This is a genomic window from Virgibacillus doumboii (assembly GCF_902806455.1).
GTDB classification, from domain to species: domain Bacteria; phylum Bacillota; class Bacilli; order Bacillales; family Amphibacillaceae; genus Lentibacillus; species Lentibacillus doumboii.
In genome coordinates this window covers 1,520,647-1,540,376 of sequence record NZ_CADCWQ010000001.1, presented here as the reverse complement: position 1 = coordinate 1,540,376, position 19,730 = coordinate 1,520,647, and the positions used below count along the sequence as shown (strand labels likewise).

The 19,730-nt window shown below is 38.6% G+C and carries 18 protein-coding genes and 1 other annotated feature; all 18 genes read right to left on the bottom strand.

Features of this window, described 5'->3' with window-relative positions; all coding sequences use genetic code 11:
- Window positions 1-188: 188 nt before the first annotated feature.
- The gene (locus G6R02_RS07355; protein WP_164668591.1) at window positions 189-1,082 is read right to left on the bottom strand and encodes a deoxyribonuclease IV; all 894 of its coding nucleotides are present in this window, start codon (window positions 1,080-1,082) and stop codon (window positions 189-191) included.
- An 11-nt stretch (window positions 1,083-1,093) separates the two neighbouring features.
- Window positions 1,094-2,410 carry a DEAD/DEAH box helicase gene (locus G6R02_RS07350; RefSeq protein ID WP_164668590.1) on the bottom strand — a complete coding sequence of 439 codons (1,317 nt, stop codon included), beginning with the start codon at window positions 2,408-2,410 and terminating at the stop codon, window positions 1,094-1,096.
- Between the two features lie 72 nt (window positions 2,411-2,482).
- Window positions 2,483-3,598: a Nif3-like dinuclear metal center hexameric protein gene (locus G6R02_RS07345; protein ID WP_164668589.1), complete on the bottom strand. Its 1,116-nt coding sequence runs from the start codon at window positions 3,596-3,598 to the stop codon at window positions 2,483-2,485.
- Entirely contained in the window at window positions 3,573-4,313 is a 741-nt protein-coding gene (locus tag G6R02_RS07340; RefSeq protein WP_164668588.1) for a tRNA (adenine(22)-N(1))-methyltransferase, read from the bottom strand. Before G6R02_RS07340 ends, G6R02_RS07345 begins: the two co-directional genes overlap by 26 nt.
- Before the next feature lie 100 nt (window positions 4,314-4,413).
- Window positions 4,414-4,815: a cytochrome c550 gene (gene cccA, locus G6R02_RS07335; protein ID WP_164668587.1), complete on the bottom strand. Its 402-nt coding sequence runs from the start codon at window positions 4,813-4,815 to the stop codon at window positions 4,414-4,416.
- Window positions 4,816-4,895: 80 nt separating this feature from the next.
- Window positions 4,896-5,450: a hypothetical protein gene (locus G6R02_RS07330; RefSeq protein ID WP_164668586.1), complete on the bottom strand. Its 555-nt coding sequence runs from the start codon at window positions 5,448-5,450 to the stop codon at window positions 4,896-4,898.
- 101 nt (window positions 5,451-5,551) lie between these two features.
- Window positions 5,552-6,673: an RNA polymerase sigma factor RpoD gene (rpoD, locus tag G6R02_RS07325; protein ID WP_164668585.1), complete on the bottom strand. Its 1,122-nt coding sequence runs from the start codon at window positions 6,671-6,673 to the stop codon at window positions 5,552-5,554.
- A 30-nt stretch (window positions 6,674-6,703) separates the two neighbouring features.
- The gene (gene dnaG / locus G6R02_RS07320; protein ID WP_164668584.1) at window positions 6,704-8,518 is read right to left on the bottom strand and encodes a DNA primase; all 1,815 of its coding nucleotides are present in this window, start codon (window positions 8,516-8,518) and stop codon (window positions 6,704-6,706) included.
- A 647-nt stretch (window positions 8,519-9,165) separates the two neighbouring features.
- Entirely contained in the window at window positions 9,166-9,969 is an 804-nt protein-coding gene (locus tag G6R02_RS07315; protein WP_164668583.1) for a pyruvate, water dikinase regulatory protein, read from the bottom strand.
- 18 nt (window positions 9,970-9,987) lie between these two features.
- Window positions 9,988-10,614: a transcriptional regulator CcpN gene (gene ccpN, locus G6R02_RS07310; protein WP_164668582.1), complete on the bottom strand. Its 627-nt coding sequence runs from the start codon at window positions 10,612-10,614 to the stop codon at window positions 9,988-9,990.
- An 85-nt stretch (window positions 10,615-10,699) separates the two neighbouring features.
- Complete coding sequence (gene glyS, locus G6R02_RS07305; RefSeq protein WP_164668581.1) at window positions 10,700-12,784, bottom strand: glycine--tRNA ligase subunit beta; 2,085 nt, start codon at window positions 12,782-12,784, stop codon at window positions 10,700-10,702.
- The gene (gene glyQ / locus G6R02_RS07300; protein ID WP_164668580.1) at window positions 12,784-13,662 is read right to left on the bottom strand and encodes a glycine--tRNA ligase subunit alpha; all 879 of its coding nucleotides are present in this window, start codon (window positions 13,660-13,662) and stop codon (window positions 12,784-12,786) included. Before glyQ ends, glyS begins: the two co-directional genes overlap by 1 nt.
- A 69-nt stretch (window positions 13,663-13,731) precedes the next feature.
- Window positions 13,732-13,907: a binding site (T-box leader), on the bottom strand.
- Between the two features lie 62 nt (window positions 13,908-13,969).
- The gene (gene recO / locus G6R02_RS07295; RefSeq protein WP_164668579.1) at window positions 13,970-14,713 is read right to left on the bottom strand and encodes a DNA repair protein RecO; all 744 of its coding nucleotides are present in this window, start codon (window positions 14,711-14,713) and stop codon (window positions 13,970-13,972) included.
- 45 nt (window positions 14,714-14,758) lie between these two features.
- The gene (locus G6R02_RS07290; protein WP_164668578.1) at window positions 14,759-14,908 is read right to left on the bottom strand and encodes a YqzL family protein; all 150 of its coding nucleotides are present in this window, start codon (window positions 14,906-14,908) and stop codon (window positions 14,759-14,761) included.
- 94 nt (window positions 14,909-15,002) lie between these two features.
- Window positions 15,003-15,905, bottom strand: a complete 903-nt coding sequence (gene era, locus G6R02_RS07285; protein WP_164668577.1) for a GTPase Era — start codon at window positions 15,903-15,905, stop codon at window positions 15,003-15,005.
- 833 nt (window positions 15,906-16,738) lie between these two features.
- Window positions 16,739-17,107 carry a diacylglycerol kinase family protein gene (locus tag G6R02_RS07280; protein WP_343032899.1) on the bottom strand — a complete coding sequence of 123 codons (369 nt, stop codon included), beginning with the start codon at window positions 17,105-17,107 and terminating at the stop codon, window positions 16,739-16,741.
- Complete coding sequence (gene ybeY, locus G6R02_RS07275; RefSeq protein WP_164668575.1) at window positions 17,097-17,561, bottom strand: rRNA maturation RNase YbeY; 465 nt, start codon at window positions 17,559-17,561, stop codon at window positions 17,097-17,099. Before ybeY ends, G6R02_RS07280 begins: the two co-directional genes overlap by 11 nt.
- On the bottom strand, window positions 17,561-19,705 hold the full coding sequence (locus tag G6R02_RS07270; protein WP_246202528.1) for an HD family phosphohydrolase: 2,145 nt from the start codon (window positions 19,703-19,705) through the stop codon (window positions 17,561-17,563). Before G6R02_RS07270 ends, ybeY begins: the two co-directional genes overlap by 1 nt.
- Between the last annotated feature and the right edge of the window lie 25 nt (window positions 19,706-19,730).

The window sequence follows — 19,730 nt, the reverse complement described above, 5'->3', positions numbered from 1 at the left end:
TATGAAACCGCTCCGGGAATATACTTCGCTTTCCGGGGGCGGCTGGTGAGCCTCCGAAGCGCTAACGCACTTCGTAGTCTCACCGATGCCTTTCCTCCCCCAGGAGTCTACGTATATTCCCTCCGCTGCTTCCATACATTGTTCGTCTTTTGCGCAACACTATTTTGTTATGTCCCAGCCTCTTCTCCTTATTGGTTTACAATTTCTTCTTTTAAATCCGTAATAAATGATCCATTTTTGATCATTTCAATTTCAAATTTATATGGAGGCTTTTTATTTTTCTTATCTTCACCCACATAAGGAGTTTCCAATATTTTTGGTAAATGTTCCAGTTGCGGATGTGTAATTACATAATGCAATGCATCAAAACCAATATGCCCAAATCCGATATTTTCATGACGGTCTTTATGGGCTCCTCGTTCATTTTTACTGTCATTAACATGAATTACCTTCAGACGGTCAACACCGATAATTTTGTCAAATTCGTCCAGAACCCCATCAAAATCATTTACAACATTGTACCCCGCATCATGGATGTGACATGTATCAAGGCAAACGGACAATTTTTCATTATGTGTAACTCTGTCAAAAATTTTAGCTAATTCATCAAACGTGCGTCCAATCTCAGATCCTTTACCTGCCATTGTTTCCAGTGCTATTTGAACATCTTTATCCTTTTCAAGCACCTCATTCAGGCCTTCAATAATTCGTTCAATTCCTTTATCTGCACCGGCTCCGACATGTGCACCCGGATGCAGGACGATTTGTTTTGCACCAATTGCAGCCGTACGGTCAATTTCATTCCGTAAAAAGTTTACTCCCAATTCAAATGTTTCGGGTTTCACTGTGTTCCCAATATTGATTATATATGGAGCATGAACAACAATGTCATCAATTCCATTTTCCTGCATGTGGTCCTGACCAGCTTCAATATTCAGCTCTTCTATCGGCTTTCTGCGTGTGTTCTGCGGTGCGCCGGTATAAATCATAAATGTATTGGAACCATAAGAAACAGCTTCCTCACTGGAACCTAACAGCATTTTCTTCCCGCTCATCGAAACGTGTGATCCAATTTTTAACAATGTCTCCACCCCTATTTATTTCGTTTGTTTTTTGTTTTCTTTAGCATCTGCTTTTTTATTTGATCTTTTTGCTTTTTCATTTTCTTTTTGTAGCCTGGTTTAACTTTTTTGGCTTTTCTGACGTGTTTCCATGCCTCGGCATCGACATCAGTTGTTTTTTTTGTACGTAATCCACGCTCATTCCAGGCTTTTGACTCTTTCCATTCACCATTTTTTATATCGTAAAATGTGAATGTTAAACCTTTCTGTTCCAGCTTGTCTATCAGCTTGATATCTTGTTCGTCATATAGGCTGATTGCTGTACCTTCCATTCCGGCACGTGCGGTTCTTCCTACACGATGAATATAAAAATCTTCTTCTTTAGGAAGCTGAGCGTTGATGACATGGCTTACCCCTTTAATATCAATTCCCCTTGATGCAAGATCCGTAGCGATTATATATTGATATCTGAGGTTTTGTATATCTTTTAATACACGTTTTCTTTCTCTGGGCTTTAACCCTCCGTGAATGAGGCCGACGTTAAGACCTTTTTGTTGGAGTAAACCTTCCAGCTCATTGGCATTATCCTTACCGTTTGTAAAAATAATGGCAAGATATGGATGGATCGTTTTTGATATATCCATAATAATATCCGAAGCATTTCGGTGTTTTAAAGGAACTAATCGATGTTCCATCTTCTCCGGCGAAAGCTTGTCATCAATTTTAACATGTAAAGGGTTCTCCAGATACTTCCTGAAAAAGTGTTCCAGACGTTGTGGAATGGTGGCTGAAAAAACCAGCAGCTGTACATCTTTTTTGGCGCGTACAAGCAATTGATCGACATCATTAATAAACCCAAGATCAAGCATTAGATCAGCCTCATCGATAACAAAAGATGCAGCAGAATAAATGGAAATGGCTTCTTCTTTAACCATGTCCAGAATTCTGCCTGGAGTACCAACAATGATATGTGGCGGTTCCTTCAATTTTTCCATCATCTTTTGTTTGTCTGTTCCGCCAACAAGCAATTTGGCAATCCATATTTGTTCTTTCCCTGCGTAATGGATTATTTTTCTGACCTCTTCATGGATTTGCATGGCCAGTTCACGAGTAGGTGCAGTAATAACGAACTGTACTTCACGTTTGCTTGAATCGATTTGATTAAACAATGGCAATAAATATGCGTGCGTTTTTCCTGACCCTGTATGGGACTGACCAATTACGCTTGTCCCCTTCAAAATTGCAGGTATTACTTTCTGTTGTATTTCTGACGGTTTTCTAAACGCCAATTGGTCGATAACATCACTGAGTTCAGGCTGAAACTGAAACTGATTAAATTTGTATTCCATGCTGTATTGCTCCTTTTCGGTGTTGCGCGGACTTGACTTTCTCTATTATAATTCAGAATGGTTACTCTTGCATCAAATAAACCGAAATGGTTCTGTATTGGAATGTGATACAGTAACTTCTATCTGTTCGTCGGCAAAAAAACTGTCCAAGTATTTTTTCACAGCATCTTTCATTACTTTTTCAACATGATGTCCAGGATCAATAACCGACAATCCCATTTGCCATGCATCCTGTGCTGTATGGAAGGTCATATCGCCTGTAATATATACATCTGCACCCATTTGTTTAACTGCATGAATATACTTTTCTCCACTTCCACCCAAAATAGCAACCTTTTTAACATCCTTTGACAAGTCACCTGTAATTCGCAGATTTGGAACATTAAGTGTCTTTTTTACATGTTCACCCAGCTGTTTTAAGGTCATATTTTTATTTAATGTACCAATACGTCCTATACCGTACGTTTGTCCGTTATTTTCCATCGGGTAAATATCATAAGCAGGTTCCTCGTATGGATGTGCGGCAATCATAGCATCAACAACCTGTGATAGTTTATTTTCAGGCAGAATGGTTTCTATTTTAACTTCATCGACAAATTCCAATTTTTCCTGTGAGCCAATATACGGATTTGTTCCTTCAAGAGGCTTAAATGTTCCTTGGCCATCCGATTGAAACGTGCAGTGACTGTAATTACCAATATGTCCGGCCCCCTTTTCACTTAAGGCGTTACGTACTTCATCCGCATGAGATTCAGGTACAAATACGGCAATTTTCACCAGCTTCTCTGTTCGGCTGTTTAGAAGCACTTCTTTATCTTGTACACCTAATAAATCACATAACATATCATTCACGCCGCCTGCAGCAATATCCAGGTTGGTGTGGGCAGCATAAACAGAGATATTATGCTGTATTAATTTTTGGATAATGTTTCCCTGTGGTGAATCAACATTCACCTGCTTCATCGACTTAAATAATAATGGATGATGCGCAATGATCAGGTCAACATCGTTTTCAATTGCCTCATCAACGACAGTTTCCAATACATCAAGTGTAACCATGACCTTTTTTACTTCATTCTGAAATGAGCCAACCTGCAGCCCGACATTATCCCAGTCATAAGCCAAATGCTGTGGAGCCCATTTTTCCATCGCTCGAAAAATATCACGATTTTGGATTACTGTTGTCATCACCTAAAACCTCCTCTATCCACAATAATTCCTTTTCAAAAGCGCTGATTTTCTGTTTGTCTTTTTCAGTTGCTTTTTTCATCTCATCGAGTACTCTGCGCCGCTTATTTCGTTCGTGTTTCCATTTCTGAATAAAAATATCTGATTTCTCATTCAATAAAATTGGCCCAAATAAGAGCTGCTTTTCAAATAAGTCCGGTATGTACTGACTTCCGTCGGCTTTCCTGTCTGCAACAATAATTTCATAAATATGTCCGTTTTCTTCCAGTATCGCCTCATTGGAAATCGTATAACCATTTTCATAAAACCAGTATCGCACACTTCGCTCATCAATATTCGGCTGTGCAATAATACGCTGTACAGTGTCCAGGGATTGCTTTCCTTCGTCAAGAATAGTCCTGATAAGCGCACCTCCCATACCTGCAATTACAACCTGATTTACTTCATCTTTTTGCAGGACAGATAATCCATTACCCAATCTAACCTCTATTCTTTTGGCAAACATATATCTCTCCACTGTCTCTAGTGCACTGTAATAAGGACCTTCATTTACTTCACCGGCTATGGCATGAGCTGTCTGGTCCTGTAAACATACATAGCATGGCAGATAAGCATGATCTGAACCGATATCAGCAAAATTGGCTCCATTTGGCAAAAAAGCTGCAACTTTTTGCAGGCGCGTTGATAGATTAATCGAGTTGTTATTTGCTGTCATCTTTCTAGTTAACTCCCTCTTCATAGCATAAAAGAGTAAGCCTGCTGTATGACAGTTAAGCTTACTCTTTTTCGTGTGATTAACTATTAAGTATATCTGATTACTTCTTCTCTGATAGCCATTGTGCAAGAGCATCAGCTTCTGCACCCTGAACTAATCCGCCTGGCATTGGTGGTTGTGCATCAGGGAAACCGGTTTTAATAATTTCCTTAATTTCTGCTTTATCATACTTGCTGCCTACTTTGTTCAGAGCAGGACCTACTGCACCGGACAAATCAGCTCCATGACAAGATGCACAAGTGTTTTCATATATTTTCGCGGCATCAGTAGAAGCTGTTTCTCCTCCTCCTGATTCACCTGATTGCTCCTGTTTCTCACCACCGTTTTGTTCTTGATTCTGAATTGCCTCTTGCTGGTTTAAACCTACCACTGACATAACAATCACTAACAGTATCCCTACCACTGCAACAATTGCATAAGGAACAACCGCATTTTTACTCATCGTGGTACCTCCTTTATGTAATCCCCTTATTTTATTGTGATATAAAAGCTATATTTATTTTACTCGAAAACATAGTATCTTTAAAGTGATAAGATGTGAAATTTTTGTAACATTATATATAAGATAACAAACAGTATACCAATTACACTAACAATTTTAAGATATTTTATTCTATTTTTGTAACCAAAGTAATACCAGAGTATAAAATTGCAAAACACCAGCAACTGCAGAAACCACTGGCTGACATTGCTATTTGCAGCGACATATACTGACATTAATAAAATCAGCATAAGGATTGTTGCCAGTGACAAGTGATAAGTTAAACTGTCTCGTTTATTATTTCGAAACATCCAAAAAGAAAATATCACAAAAAGCAATAAAATACTTATTATTAGCAGAACATGAAATTCCGTAAAATAAACGACTAAAAAAGAAAAAGGCAACAGTGAGACTAACAGGATATGCTGAACTACATGAATAAAATTCATCCCGCTCTTTGCGGTGGCCTCTTCAGCGGAAGCCTCACCATTCGTATACAATGCCAAAAGAAAATCACAGTAAACATCAGGTAGTAATTTATGTTCTTTCCAATAATTGATTTCCTCAATAATTGTAGAAATTCGATTTTCTGACATAGAAGTCACCCCGATGCAGTCCAAAACCCATGGCCAGGTTTAAGTTTATTTCATTGGACAGCCATTGTGCACAACGTAAGTACTCAATGACTGAAACGATTTTATTCAAGGAAATCTTTTAATCGTTTACTGCGACTAGGATGTCTTAATTTCCTTAATGCTTTTGCCTCTATTTGGCGAATTCGCTCCCTGGTTACTCCAAATACCTTTCCAACCTCTTCCAATGTCCTTGTCCGGCCATCATCAAGTCCGAACCGGAGTCTCAACACATTTTCCTCCCGGTCGGTAAGGGTATCAAGGACATCTTCAAGTTGTTCTTTTAACAACTCATACGCTGCATGATCAGATGGAGAAACTGCTTCCTGATCTTCAATAAAATCACCTAAATGGGAATCGTCTTCCTCTCCGATAGGCGTTTCCAGTGATACTGGTTCCTGAGCAATTTTCAAAATATCCCTAACCTTGTCCGGTGAGAGTTCCATCTCTTTCCCGATTTCTTCAGGTGTAGGTTCTCTTCCCAAGTCCTGTAATAACTGACGCTGTACACGGATTAGCTTATTAATTGTTTCAACCATATGAACAGGTATACGGATTGTACGCGCCTGATCGGCAATTGCTCTTGTTATTGCCTGGCGAATCCACCATGTTGCATACGTGCTGAATTTAAATCCTTTACGGTAATCAAATTTTTCCACCGCTTTAATAAGTCCCATATTTCCTTCCTGAATCAAGTCAAGGAACAGCATTCCACGACCAACATAGCGTTTGGCAATACTTACAACAAGTCGTAAGTTCGCTTCTGCCAGTCGCCTCTTGGCTTCTTCCTCGCCATCTTCAATTCGGTGTGCAAGATCGATTTCCTCTGCCGCCGATAACAAATCCACTCTGCCTATTTCTTTTAAATACATCCGGACTGGATCATTTATTTTTATACCGAGTGGTACACTTAAATCATTTAAGTCAAATTCTTCTTCTTTTGCAATTTGCTGCATCTTGGGATCTTCTTCTGAATCACCAATTACTTCTACACCTTGTTCTGTTAGGTACTCATAAAATTCATCCATCTGATCGGATTCAATTTCAAAGCTGGATAACCGATCAGCTACTTCTTCATAAGCCAATACGCCGCGCTTCTTTCCCAGCTCAAGCAGTTGATCCTTTGCCTGATCCAGTGTAAGCTCATTTTCATTTTCTTTTGTTTGTGAAGGCTTATTTTCGGCCATGAGTCCCCCTCCTTCCAACAACATTCAATTTCAATTTGTGTTCTTTAATTGCTTCTGCAATTCAATGATTTTCATACCTATTCTGGCAGCTTTTATGGGATCATTTTGCTGCTCGGCTAACCTCTGCTCTTCTTTAAGAGACTGGATACTATCTTTATTGCTGTTTTCAGCACGAATCATTCGTATATAATCATTGATTTCCCTGTCACTGATATTTTCATGAACAGGAATCATTGCAATCTCTGTAACGATTTGCCTGAGCTTAGCATCATTAAGCATTTCAATGAACATACTGATATCAGCCTGATGGCCTTCTTCATAATATGCAAATAAATGTGTAACAATTATTTTATGTTCATCGATATTAAACGATGCACCTATTTCCTCCTGCACTTTACCAGTAATGGCAATGTCTTGCAACATATGTGCAATAAGCTGTCTTTCTGCATTATGAAAAGCTGGCAGTAACTTTTTTGACTGTTTAAACTGTGATGCCCTATTAGTATATCTGTTCTTTTCTCTCTTATCCTTGTCAGTACCCATCTTTTGCCGATGTGACTGAATTTCCTGTGTTAATGATTCCATTGATAAACTGTATTCATTACTGAGCTCTTTCAGGTAATATTCCCTCTCAACGGAGCTGTCAATCTTCGCCAGTTCTTTAAGGATTGTTTCTATATACTGTATGCGATCTCCTTCAAGACTTAAATTATAATCTTTTTTCAGGTAACGCATATAAAAGCTCATAAATGTATTGCTTGCTTTTATGACTTTATCCTGAAATGCTGTTGAACCATATTCTCTGATATAGTTATCAGGGTCCATATCGTCCTGAAGATTTGCGATTTTAACATAACAGCCTGCCTTTCGCAGTATAACAGCGGCTTTATAGGTTGCTTCAATCCCCGCTTTGTCTGCATCGTAGCAAAGGATAACCGTATCGACATATCTTCTTAACAATTTCGCCTGGCTTTCGGTAAGTGAAGTTCCAAGGGTTGCAACTACATTTTTCACACCAGCCTGATACGCAGATATGACATCCATATATCCCTCAAACAACACCACTTCGTTTTCTTTGCGGATATGTTTTTTGGCCAAGTCAAAATTATATAACAATCGTCCCTTTTGAAACAGCTCACTTTCCGGACTGTTCAAATATTTGGGTTCCAGGTCACCTATTGTACGACCGCCAAATCCTACTGTTTTTCCTAAGTGGTTTCGGATCGGGAAAATGACTCTTCCTCTAAACCTGTCTGTAACACTATTATCCTCATGCGAAGAAAGTAAACCGGCTTTTACCGAAATTTGCTGATGAAATCCCTTTTTCTCCAGAAACGCTGCTGTAAAATCCTTTATTTTTGGTGCAAAACCCAGCTGGAAAACATCAATTGTTTCATCATTTATTCCTCGGTCTTTAAAGTATTGATAGCCTTCTTTCCCGTCTTTTGTGTATCGCAGCAGGTGGTGATATAGCTTTGTAACCCATTCATAGGCTGAAAGGATACTCTGATTTTCCCGGGACATCGATGACTCTTTTCCTTGTCCGGTTTCAGGTAATTTTACTCCGCCCCGATCGGCCAGAAGTTTTAACGCTTCATGAAAGGAATGTTCTTCCATCTCCATAATAAACGTAATTATATTCCCGCCTTTGCCACAACCAAAACAATGAAATATTTGTTTCTCTTGTGTAACTGAGAAAGAAGGAGATTTTTCACCATGAAACGGACAAAGCCCAAAGTAATTCCGTCCCTGCTTTTTCAATTGTACGTATTCTCCGATAACATCAACAATATCATTGGATTTACGTACATCTTCAATTACTTCTTCAGGTATTTGAATTGGCATTTTTACCACCATGTTTTAATGTAATTCGATACGAGTTAAGAAAACCCTGCAAAATTCGACAATATTTTTTGGAAAGTCGAAAAAAATTTCCTTCCAGAATGTTTGCTGACTTAGAAGGATTTTGTATAAACCAGTTGTAATATTGTACCTCTCATAATCTTTAATTCTACATAGTTGATCGGGATTCCTTCTTATTTTCCAATGTTTTATTATTCTGAATATCTCATCTCGTCCTCTATACACACTTATTATATAATTTTCACACAAAAAATAATTATAATACAAAGTTTTTAAATTTACCAGTGAAAAATGTGGCTGAATTGTAAATTTTTTTGCTTTTTACCCTCGTTGTTGATATATAATGCGAACTATCGGGATATATCAAGCAATTTTAGCGGAGGAAATGCGCTGAGACTCCTGTGGGAGGAAAGGCCTAGGTGAGACCACTGAGTGCGTAAGCACGAAGAGGGCCGGGCAGCCGCCCACGGAAAGCGAAGTGTATTTCCGCAGCGGTGTTACAGCACTCACTCTTTTTTTTAAAAGTTACGTCGCATTATATATTTATTGTGTCAAAAACAACAATCCTTACAAAAACAGCCAAAAGCAAAAAACATTCCACTTATTAAGTAGAATGCTAATTGCTTATATTACCGTCTGAACATGTGCTGTATTACGTTAGCTGTTTCCTCAACAGCTTTATTTGATACATCGACTACTCTGCAACCGATTTTTTCAACTACTTTATTAAAATAATCAAGCTCCTGATGTATTCTTTCCATATTCGCATAAGTAGCCTGATCACCAAGACCCAATGCCTTTAGCCTTTCTTTACGTATATCATACAGCTTTTCGGGGCTGATTCGTAAACCGATACATTTATCCGGATTAACTTCATATAATTCCTCTGGTGGATCAACTTCAGGAACAATTGGTACATTGGCAACTTTTAATCGTTTATGTGCCAGGTATTGTGACAGAGGAGTCTTTGACGTGCGCGAAACACCGATTAATATAATATCTGCACGGGCAATCCCCCGAGGGTCTCTTCCGTCATCATACTTTACTGCAAACTCGATTGCCTCAACACGCTTAAAGTAATCCTCATCCAATTTATGCACCAATCCCGGCTCAAGACGCGGGTTATTATCAAAAGCCCGTCCCATTGCATCCAGCATCGGACCCATGATGTCGATTGCTTCGATATTTTTTTCTTTTGCTTTTGTATTCAGATATTTACGTAAAATCGGATCGACAAGTGTAAAACCTATAACCCCTTCTTTTTCCTGTGCCAGTTGAATCGTTTCGTCAATTGTCTTCTCATCCTCAACGTATGGTACGCGCTGAATTTTGTATTCCCCATTATTAAATTGACTAAGACCTGCTTTAATAACTAACTCAGCAGTTTCCCCAACAGAATCAGATAAAACGTAAACATATGATTTATCCCCCATGTCTATGCTCCTTCCTTATCAATGCTCATCCATTATTAATTCAACAAACGCTTTGGTAATCGTAGTTTTTGTTATCCGCCCTACAATTTCAGGTTCTTTTTCCGGGTCTTTTAACACAGGCAACCCATCAATTTGCTTGTCTATCATTTTTTTTGCCGCATCTATCATTAAATCTTCCCGGTAACATACGGTGATATTAGGCATCCTGGTCATAATAATATGTACTGGAATAGCATCTAAATCCTGCTTTCCAATACTTGCCCTTAATAAGTCTTTTCGTGACAGAACCCCCGTCAGCAAGGAGTTGCTGTTCACGACAAAGAGAGTTCCCACATCTTCTAAAAACATTGTTGAAATGGCATCATAGACGGACGCATCTTCTTTTACCACAATTGGTACAGACTGATATTCATGCACTTTAAACTTTTTTATCTTTTCTGTCAGCAGTTCCGAACCGGTCTTACCAGTATAAAAATAACCAACTCTTGGACGGGCATCCAAAAATCCGGCCATAGTCAGTATTGCCAGGTCCGGACGTAACGTCGCCCTTGTAAGACTTAAATGATCTGCGATATGCTCTCCGGTTATCGGACCATTTTCCTTCACGATTTGAATTATTTGCTCCTGTCTGTTCGATAACTCCACTTTTTCACCTACCTGCTAAATGTGACATACTATTTCCCAATATTATAGACTATATTAGTGAAAAAGAAAATACTGTTATCTTAATTCAAAACTGCTGCTTCCATTCGATCATTGACAAATCAGCATAGTCAGTAATCAATGCTGCTAAATTGTTTACCAGGGATAGTCGATTGTTACGAATTGTCTCCGTATCTGCCATAACCATATTATGATCAAAGAAGTTGTGAATCGGTTGTGCAAGATTCTCTAATTGAGCAAGGGCAACTTCAGCCTGCTGTCTTTCATTAGCATCTTTATATGCGTCTTTTGTTATCAGATATGTCTCAAAAAGTTCTTTTTCAGAATCTGTTTCAAAAAACGCCGGATCAACATCCGTCAATTCTGTTTTCCCGGCCAAATTAAGCACACGGACAAGTGCCTCCTGGGCAGATTTAAACGCATGATCATTTCGCTTTTGTGATAAAACTTTTGCTTTAGCTGCTGTGTAGGAAACAACACCCAGTTCCCTGTGCAGAACTGATTGAATAACATCCTGTTCAATTTTCATTTCCTTCAGAATAAATGTAGCACGCAGCATGAAGAATTGATCTAATTCCGCTCTCGTTTTATCCTGATCATCCTGTTCAATTTCCTGCTTCTGAAATAGAGCTTGCGTCATATCCAGCAATGACTCAACGGCAATGTCCCATTCGTGTTCCTTGAGGATTCTTAAAACACCGGCAGCCTGTCGTCTTAACCCATAAGGATCATGGGAACCAGTTGGTGTTAATCCCACTGAAATACACCCGACGATTGTATCCAGTTTATCAGCAATACTTACGATAGCTCCTTCAATAGAATTCGGAAGCCGTCCATCTGATTGGATTGGCATATAATGTTCGGCAACTGCTTTGGCCACTGCTTTATCCTCACCAAAATTGACTGCATATGTTTCCCCAATTATCCCTTGAAGCTCAGTAAATTCATCTACCATATTTGTAGGGAGATCAAATTTGCAGATCTTTGCCGCTCTGACTGCCCTGTCTGTTGTTTGATTCTCAAGATCCAACTGTTTTGCCAATTGACTTGTAAGCTGAACAATTCGATTCACTTTATCGCTTATTGTCCCTAGTTTCACCTGAAAAACAACCCGCTCCAATTTCTCCAGGTAGTAATCAATCGAATGCTTCTGATCTTCTTCAAAGAAGAATTGTGCATCTGATAAGCGTGCATGAAGTACTTTTTCATTACCCTTAATTACAGTTTGAATTGCGTTATTATCACCATTTCGAACGCCAACAAAATAAGGAAGTAACTTTCCTTCTTTCGACTTTACCGGAAAGTATCGCTGATGTTCTTTCATCGATGTAATTAACACTTCAGGTGGAAGCTTTAAAAATGATTGTTCAAAAGAACCAACAAAAACAGCTGGATATTCCACGAGATTACGTACTTCATTTAACAGGCCGTCATCTACTGGGATATAATATCCATGCTCCTCTTCAAGCTTCTTAATTCCATCTACTATCAAATGTTCACGCTCATTCGGATCAGCAATAACATAATTGTCTTTCAATACATCCTGGTATTTCTCCGGTGAACTCAAAACAATCTTGTCACCTAAAAACCGGTGCCCATACGTGAAATTGCCTGTTTCTACTCCGGCTACTTCGAACGGAATAACTTGTTCACCATATAGTGCAAGCATCCAGCGAATTGGCCGGGCATAGCGTAATGTTTGTTCAGCCCAGCGCATATTTTTCGGGAATTGAATCGACTCAATGATAGAGCCAAATGATGGGAGCATTTCAGCTGTTTCTTTCCCTACAATCTGTTTTTTCACATAAATATAATTTGTGCCTTTTAAATCCTTCATATAAATATCGTCAACTGTCTTGCCCTGACCTTTTGTAAAGCCAATTGCCGCTTTCGACCAATTCCCCTGATCATCCTTGGCAATTTTCTCAGCGGGGCCCTTTACTTCCTCTTCAAATGAAGTCTGTTTTTCTGCGATATCTTTTATTAAAACAGCAAGTCGTCTAGGCGTGGAATATGAAGTAATAGAATCATATGAAATCCGTAATTCATCGAGCCAATCCTTCGTCATACTTATCAGCTGACTTTCTGCGGTATCCACAAAACGTGCAGGCAGTTCTTCAAGTCCTATTTCAATTAATACATCTTCAGCCATTATTCCGCCTCCTTCTTAAGCATTGGGAAACCCAGCCGTTCACGTTCATCCACATATGCTTTAGCAATACTTCTTGCCAGATTACGAATCCTGGATATATACCCTGTTCGCTCGGTAACTGAAATAACACCTTTCGCATCAAGCAAATTAAATGTATGTGAACATTTCAGAACATAATCATATGCCGGAAATACCAAACCTTTTTCCATTGTTAGCTTCGCTTCATTTTCGTACATTGAAAATAATTGAAACAACATATCCGTATTTGACTCTTCAAATGTGTATTTGGAATGCTCATATTCTGGTTGCAGGAAAATATCTTTAACTGTTACACCGTCAGTCCATTCCAGATTAAAAACGTTTTCCTTATCCTGAATATAAGAAGCTAAACGCTCAATACCGTATGTTATTTCAACAGCAACCGGATTTGCCTCCAGTCCTCCGATTTGCTGAAAATAGGTAAATTGGGTTATTTCCATTCCATCAAGCCAAACTTCCCAACCTAAACCAGCAGCACCCAGTGTAGGGTTTTCCCAATTATCTTCCACAAACCGGATATCATGTTCCAATGGATTTATTCCTAGTGCCTTCAGTGAATCCAAGTACAAATCCTGTATGTTGTCCGGGGAAGGTTTCATAATTACCTGAAATTGGTGATGCTGATAAAGTCGGTTGGGATTTTGCCCGTATCGCCCATCAGCCGGCCTTCTTGAAGGTTCAACGTACGCAACATTCCATGGTTCCGGTCCGAGACTTCTGAGCAAAGTCATCGGAGACATTGTTCCTGCCCCCTTCTCAACGTCATATGCCTGCATTAAAATACAATTTTGTTCTGACCAATGCTTTTGCAGCGTTAAAATCATTTCCTGAATAGTCATATTACACATCCTCCAAAAACAATTTTTCATACCATAATATAAAAACCCGTCCCTATGCCATTTAACTGACATAGGGACGGGTTGTATTCCGCGGTTCCACCCTACTTGCTCTTTTTGTAAAGAGCCACTTTATACTTTCGTGCTCAGGAGCGCCATTCCCTACTGTGCCATTATCCGGCTTCCACCAGCCCGGACTCGCTGCAAACAGCAAATCAATAAGTACTATTCTCCATCATTGCATTTCAATTGCTTATAAAATATGTACAAACAATACTGTATTAGTCCTTTAATGTCAACAAAATTACTTCTATTTAAGTTTATCCATTTGATCCAAAAAACGTTTGGATTTCAGAAAATAGCCGCCATATTGATCATAATAGGCATCAATAAGCTGACGAAGTAATTTTTTATTTTCAGGTTTTACTGAAATGGTTCCGATCCGCTCAAGTTCGATATTTGCGAATATGTTCAATAGTTTTGCTATCTTGTCAGGCAGTACAATTGATTCGGGGTCTATTTGCTTACATCTCGAACAGATCAACCCACCTTCTGCAATTGAAAAGGAGAATGCAGATTCCTTATTTCCGCAATTCACGCATCTGTCCAACCCCGGAGCAAATCCAGCTGTTGCAAACAGTTTTAACTCAAACATCATGATTGGAATATCTGCTTCATTATGTTCTCCTATCCAGCATAAAGTCTGATAAAGCTGATCAAAAAGATATTTATTTGGTATACGTGAATCAGTTAATTTATCGGTGAGTTCAACTACGTACGCCGCATATGCAGTCTTTATAATATCTTCCCGTATGAAACGAAGCGAGTCAATTACGTCACCTTGTTGTATGGTACTTAGCCCCGAATTAACATAAACAAAGAATTCACCAAGGATGAATGGCTGCGTAACCGCAGCCATTCTGCTTTTTGGTTTCTTGGCACCTCTGGCAAGTGCAGAGATTTTTCCAAGCTTGTTGCTGTAAAGTGTAACTATTTTATGTGATTCACTGTAATCTTGCGTTTTAATGACAATACCTTCCATTTTTTCGAGCAAAAAGTATCACCTTCTTTGAGCCATCCATTAAAAAATTAGCATGCACTATAAATTTGTGTCAAATGATGATACCTCTTCACCTTCTTGTTCTGTTCCATCACCTGAATTTCCTTTACCTTGTTCTAACTCTTTCAATAACAAATAGGTTTCAATGTTTCCTGTTTGACTAAATAATCTCCAGGTAAAGTCGATCACAAGAAACCCCACCTTTCTTATAGCTAATTTGAAAAAGTACTATTCTTAGAATTCCCACCGAAGCTGTAACAATGAGTTTTAAATTTTACCAAGTTTAATATTCATCACTGCGGTAGCCGAATTCACGGAGCTGGGATTCTTTATTACGCCAGTCTTTTTGAACTTTCACCCAAAGTTCCAGATATACTTTTGATCCCAGTAATGCTTCTATATCTTTACGAGCGTTCTTGCCAATATTTTTTAGCATACTCCCGTGTTTTCCGATAAGAATTCCTTTTTGGGTTTTTCGTTCGGTAACGATTGTCGCTTGAATAAAAACCGCATTTGATTCCCGTTCTTCAATATTTTCAATTACGACCATAATCGAATGCGGAACTTCCTCTCTCGTTAACTCCAGTGCTTTTTCCCGGACTAATTCACTAATGATAAACCGTTCGGGATGATCGGTAATTTGATCTTCCGGATAATATTGTGGTCCTTCGGGAATATATGCTTTCAGAACATCCAGTAAATGTGTGACATTATTTCCCTGAAGTGCTGATACAGGGATGACTTCCTTAAAATTATATTTGTCTTTATATTGTTCAATCAAAGGAAGCAATTCATCCGGATGAACCAGGTCTATTTTATTAATCACTAAAAAAACCGGACGTTTTGTTTGCTGCAGGTGATCTATAATATACTGATCGCCTTTTCCATATCCTTCTTTTGCATTTATCATAAATAATATTGCATCTACTTCATTTAACGTATTTTCAGCAATTCTTACCATGAAATCGCCCAGACGGTGTTTGGGCTTATGAATTCCCGGAGTATCGATAAATACAAATTGTGAATCTTCCTGGGTTAAAACACCTTGAATCTTATTTCGGGTGGTTTGTGCTTTATCACTCATTATTGCAATTTTTTGCCCTATTACTTTGTTCATAAATGTAGACTTTCCAACGTTTGGTCTGCCTATGATTGCGATAAAACCTGATTTGAATGTGTTATCCATGTTGTATCCTCCGCAGAAGTTATTTCTATTTAATTTATATCATACTATAAAATGTAATCAGTTTCATATGCATATGACAAAACCTTTAAAAAGTTTTTCTCATTCCGCATGATTCGACAATTACTATGTCAGATACTTACCCAAATAAATACCAGCGATCTGTCTTTTTATAAGGCGCATTTCGCAAATTTTACCTCGTAGTAGATACAAATTGCGACGTAACTTTATATAGTGTTAGTCCGCCCGCTGCGGAAATACTCTTCGCTTTCCGTGGGCGGCTGATGAGCCTCTCCGTGCTAGTCGCACTGCGAGTCTCACCTAGGCCTTTGCTCCCGTAAGAAGGAAGGCCGACTAAAATCGGCCTTGTCGGCCAACGTCGGCATACCCCTGATGCAGGGGCATGTATTTCCTCCGCTGGGTTAGATGAATAACACTGCACTAGCTGTTATCATAGGCAAAAGGCAAATTTAGATTATAAAATAACAACAGCGTTTGATTGGAGCGGAGGGCAGTCGACTCCTGCGGGAAAAGCAAAAGGTTTTCGGTGGGGCGAGTAATCGCAGTCCCAACGGCTGAAGACCCCGCAGGAAATGGTTTTCTTCCGGGGAGGCTGAAGCGTTGCCCGCGGCTAAGAAGACACTGCGAAAACGAACTTTTTGAGCAGATGTCGCCTTGGTACCCGGAGGTGTGAAAGCGACTGCCCGCAGCGGAAATCAATCGCGGCGGTTAATGCACATTTTATATCTTTTGTATTAAAAACAACAATCTATACGAAAACAGCCTTTTATAAAAACCAGCCAATATAAAAAACCTTCATATGTCGAAGGTTTTTGCTAAAATAATTCATATAGTTCTGGCAGGAAAATAATCAATCCTACTATTACTGAAATGATTGCAGACAGTAAAACTGCTCCTGCAGAAATATCCTTTATTACTCCAGCAAGCGGATGAATTTCCGGCTTCACATAATCAATCAGTCTTTCTATAGCTGTATTTAACATCTCTGTAACGATGACGAATCCGATTGTAAGTATAATTACAGCCCACTCTACCAGAGCGATTTGAAAAATAACCCCTGCCACAATAACGAAAGGAACTGCCATAAAATGATTCTTAACATTTTGCTCGGTTTTCAAAACTTCCCTCAAACCATTCCATGCGTAGGAAAATCCAATTGACCGTTTACTTTTTTTATCGTTCAATGCCAAATTCTCCAAGAATTTCTTCCTGCCGTTGAAACATTTCAACTTCATCTTCTTTCTTCATATGGTCATAACCAAGTAAATGCAGAAAACCGTGAACTGTGAGAAATCCTAATTCCCTTTCAAGCGAATGGTTATATTCTTCTGCCTGCTCCTTAGCCTTATCGACGGAAATAACAATATCACCAAGAACTAATGGAAGGTCTTCACCAACAATATCCAATTCATCATCAGCTTTTTCCTGCATAGCAAACGAAATAACATCTGTAACCTTATTCTGCTGACGATAGTTGCGATTAATTTCCTGTATTTCTTTATTACTTACAAAATTCACAGATACTTCAGCCTCCCTTGAGACTGCTTCTTTCTCTGCTGTGAAAATAAGCAGACGCTGCAGCAAGTCAACATAATCGTGCGGAACAGATTTTGTTTCATCATGAAAATCGATATGCATTATTTTGCCTCCTTCATAGGATATTGAATTCTCGAGTGAAAGATTCCTTTTAGCGTTTCGCAAATTGTTTTTTGGACTTTTTCCAGTTCACTTAACGTCAGTGGACATTCATTCAGCTGTCCATCCATTAAACGGTCATTGACAATTGAAGCTACAATCTCCTCAATCTTTTCCTCTGTTGGTTCTTTAAGCGATCTTACAGCTGCTTCAACAGAATCACAAATACAAATAATTGCCGCTTCTTTAGTCTGTGGCTTTGGTCCGGGATATCTGAAATCTTCTTCTCTGACATTACGATTATTTTCCTTTTCCTTATAATAAAAATACTTTAAAAGGGTCGTTCCATGATGCTGCATAGCAATCTGAACAATCTCTTTTGGTAATTTATGTTTTTTAAGCATATCAGCCCCGTCATATGGATGACTGATAATGATATCGGCACTTTGCGTTGGTTCAATTATATCATGCGGGTTTTTTATCGCTAATTGATTTTCAATAAAGTAATGTGGCCGTACCGTTTTTCCAATATCATGATAATAAGCCCCTACCCGTGCCAAAAGGCCATTTGCTCCAATTGCTTCACATGCTGTCTCACTCAAGTTGGCAACCATTACTGAATGGTGATATGTACCAGGTGATTCAGTCAATATTTTTCGGAGTAATGGCTGATTCGGACTTGCCAGAGAAAGTAATTTAATATCTGACAGAATACCTAATCCCGTCTCAAAAAAAGGTAACAAACCAATTGTTAGTACCGCAGATAAGAATGCAGATATAATTCCAAATCCGGAATGCAGCAATATTTCGCTTAAGGTATATTTTTCGAACGAAAGAAATAAGAATAATAATACAGCAGTAATGTTTACAATAGTCATTCCTATACCGGATTTTAATATTGCCAGCCGATCCTTCACATTGGCTAAAAAGATAATACCGGCCATTTGCGAGAAAAAGAAATAAATTCCTGCTTCAACATTTAACGAACCTGGAATTTGACCGTTGAAAATAATACTTCCCAAAATGGCATATAAAATAGAAAGCACGATAGCGAATCGCTCATTGAGTAATTGTTTAATCAACAACGCCCCTGTTGCTGCCGGTACTGCAAAAAACAACTGGTTAGCTGCTGATGTATACAAGCTTACTGTTTTCATCAGTGCAACAACTATAAAGCTGATTAATAAAATCGAAATGATTTTACCCCTATCGAGGCTGTTGTTTTTTGCAACAGTGTTCATCTCATAAGCGATAACAGTAATTGTTAATAGTATCAATAAGACTAATCCAATAACGGGAAAAACATTCCGTTCATTGTCAAGCAGCCCGACAAGTTTCAACTCCTCATAAATTTCATTGGTAATTGTCTGCCCTTCCCTGATGATGGTTTCTCCCGCACGGATAATAACTGGTTCCACATTACTGGCAGCTTCTTTACGGGCATCCATCGTTTTTTCAACATCAAAGAATGAATTCTCCACAACTGCAAAATCAGTTAATTTAATTAATGGTTCCTTTATGCTGCTGTCCAAATTAGAGTACTTTATGCTTTGTTCCACTTCTGTTTTGGCACTCTGAATATTTTCAACCCTAACACCATTCTCCAATACTTTATTCAATGATGTAATAAACAGTTCTTTTCCTTTTGCTCGTGCTTTTGACTGTGCTTCCACCATTTCATACAAAATACCGTCATTTACTTCTTCTGTAATCTCAGTTGACAATATTTGATTCAGACGCTGTACCTTCTCCTGATTTGTGAGTTCTTCTGGTGTGTTCTCTTCTACAGACTCCGGAACACTTCCCTTGCTTACTCGTTCCATTTTTTTGATTGCATCAAATATTTCCTCCACATATGCAACCTGTTCTGTAGTAATTTCAGATGATATATTATATCTGTCTTCAACTGACTGGACTGTTTCACGTGTTTTTCGTTTTGTTTCCTCTTCATTTTCTATAGTGATCGGTGAGCGTATTGTCTCGTTGACACTGGTGAACCGTTCGATATCATACGTTTCTGTATAAACATTATTAAATGTTACAAGGAAAAAGAAGACACCTAAAACTGTAACAGGCAAAATAATTGTTATCCATTTAGTCCGAATCTTAAGTAATGAGTTCACAATACTATGGAATAGTTTATTCACTATGCTCACCTCATAACAGTTGATA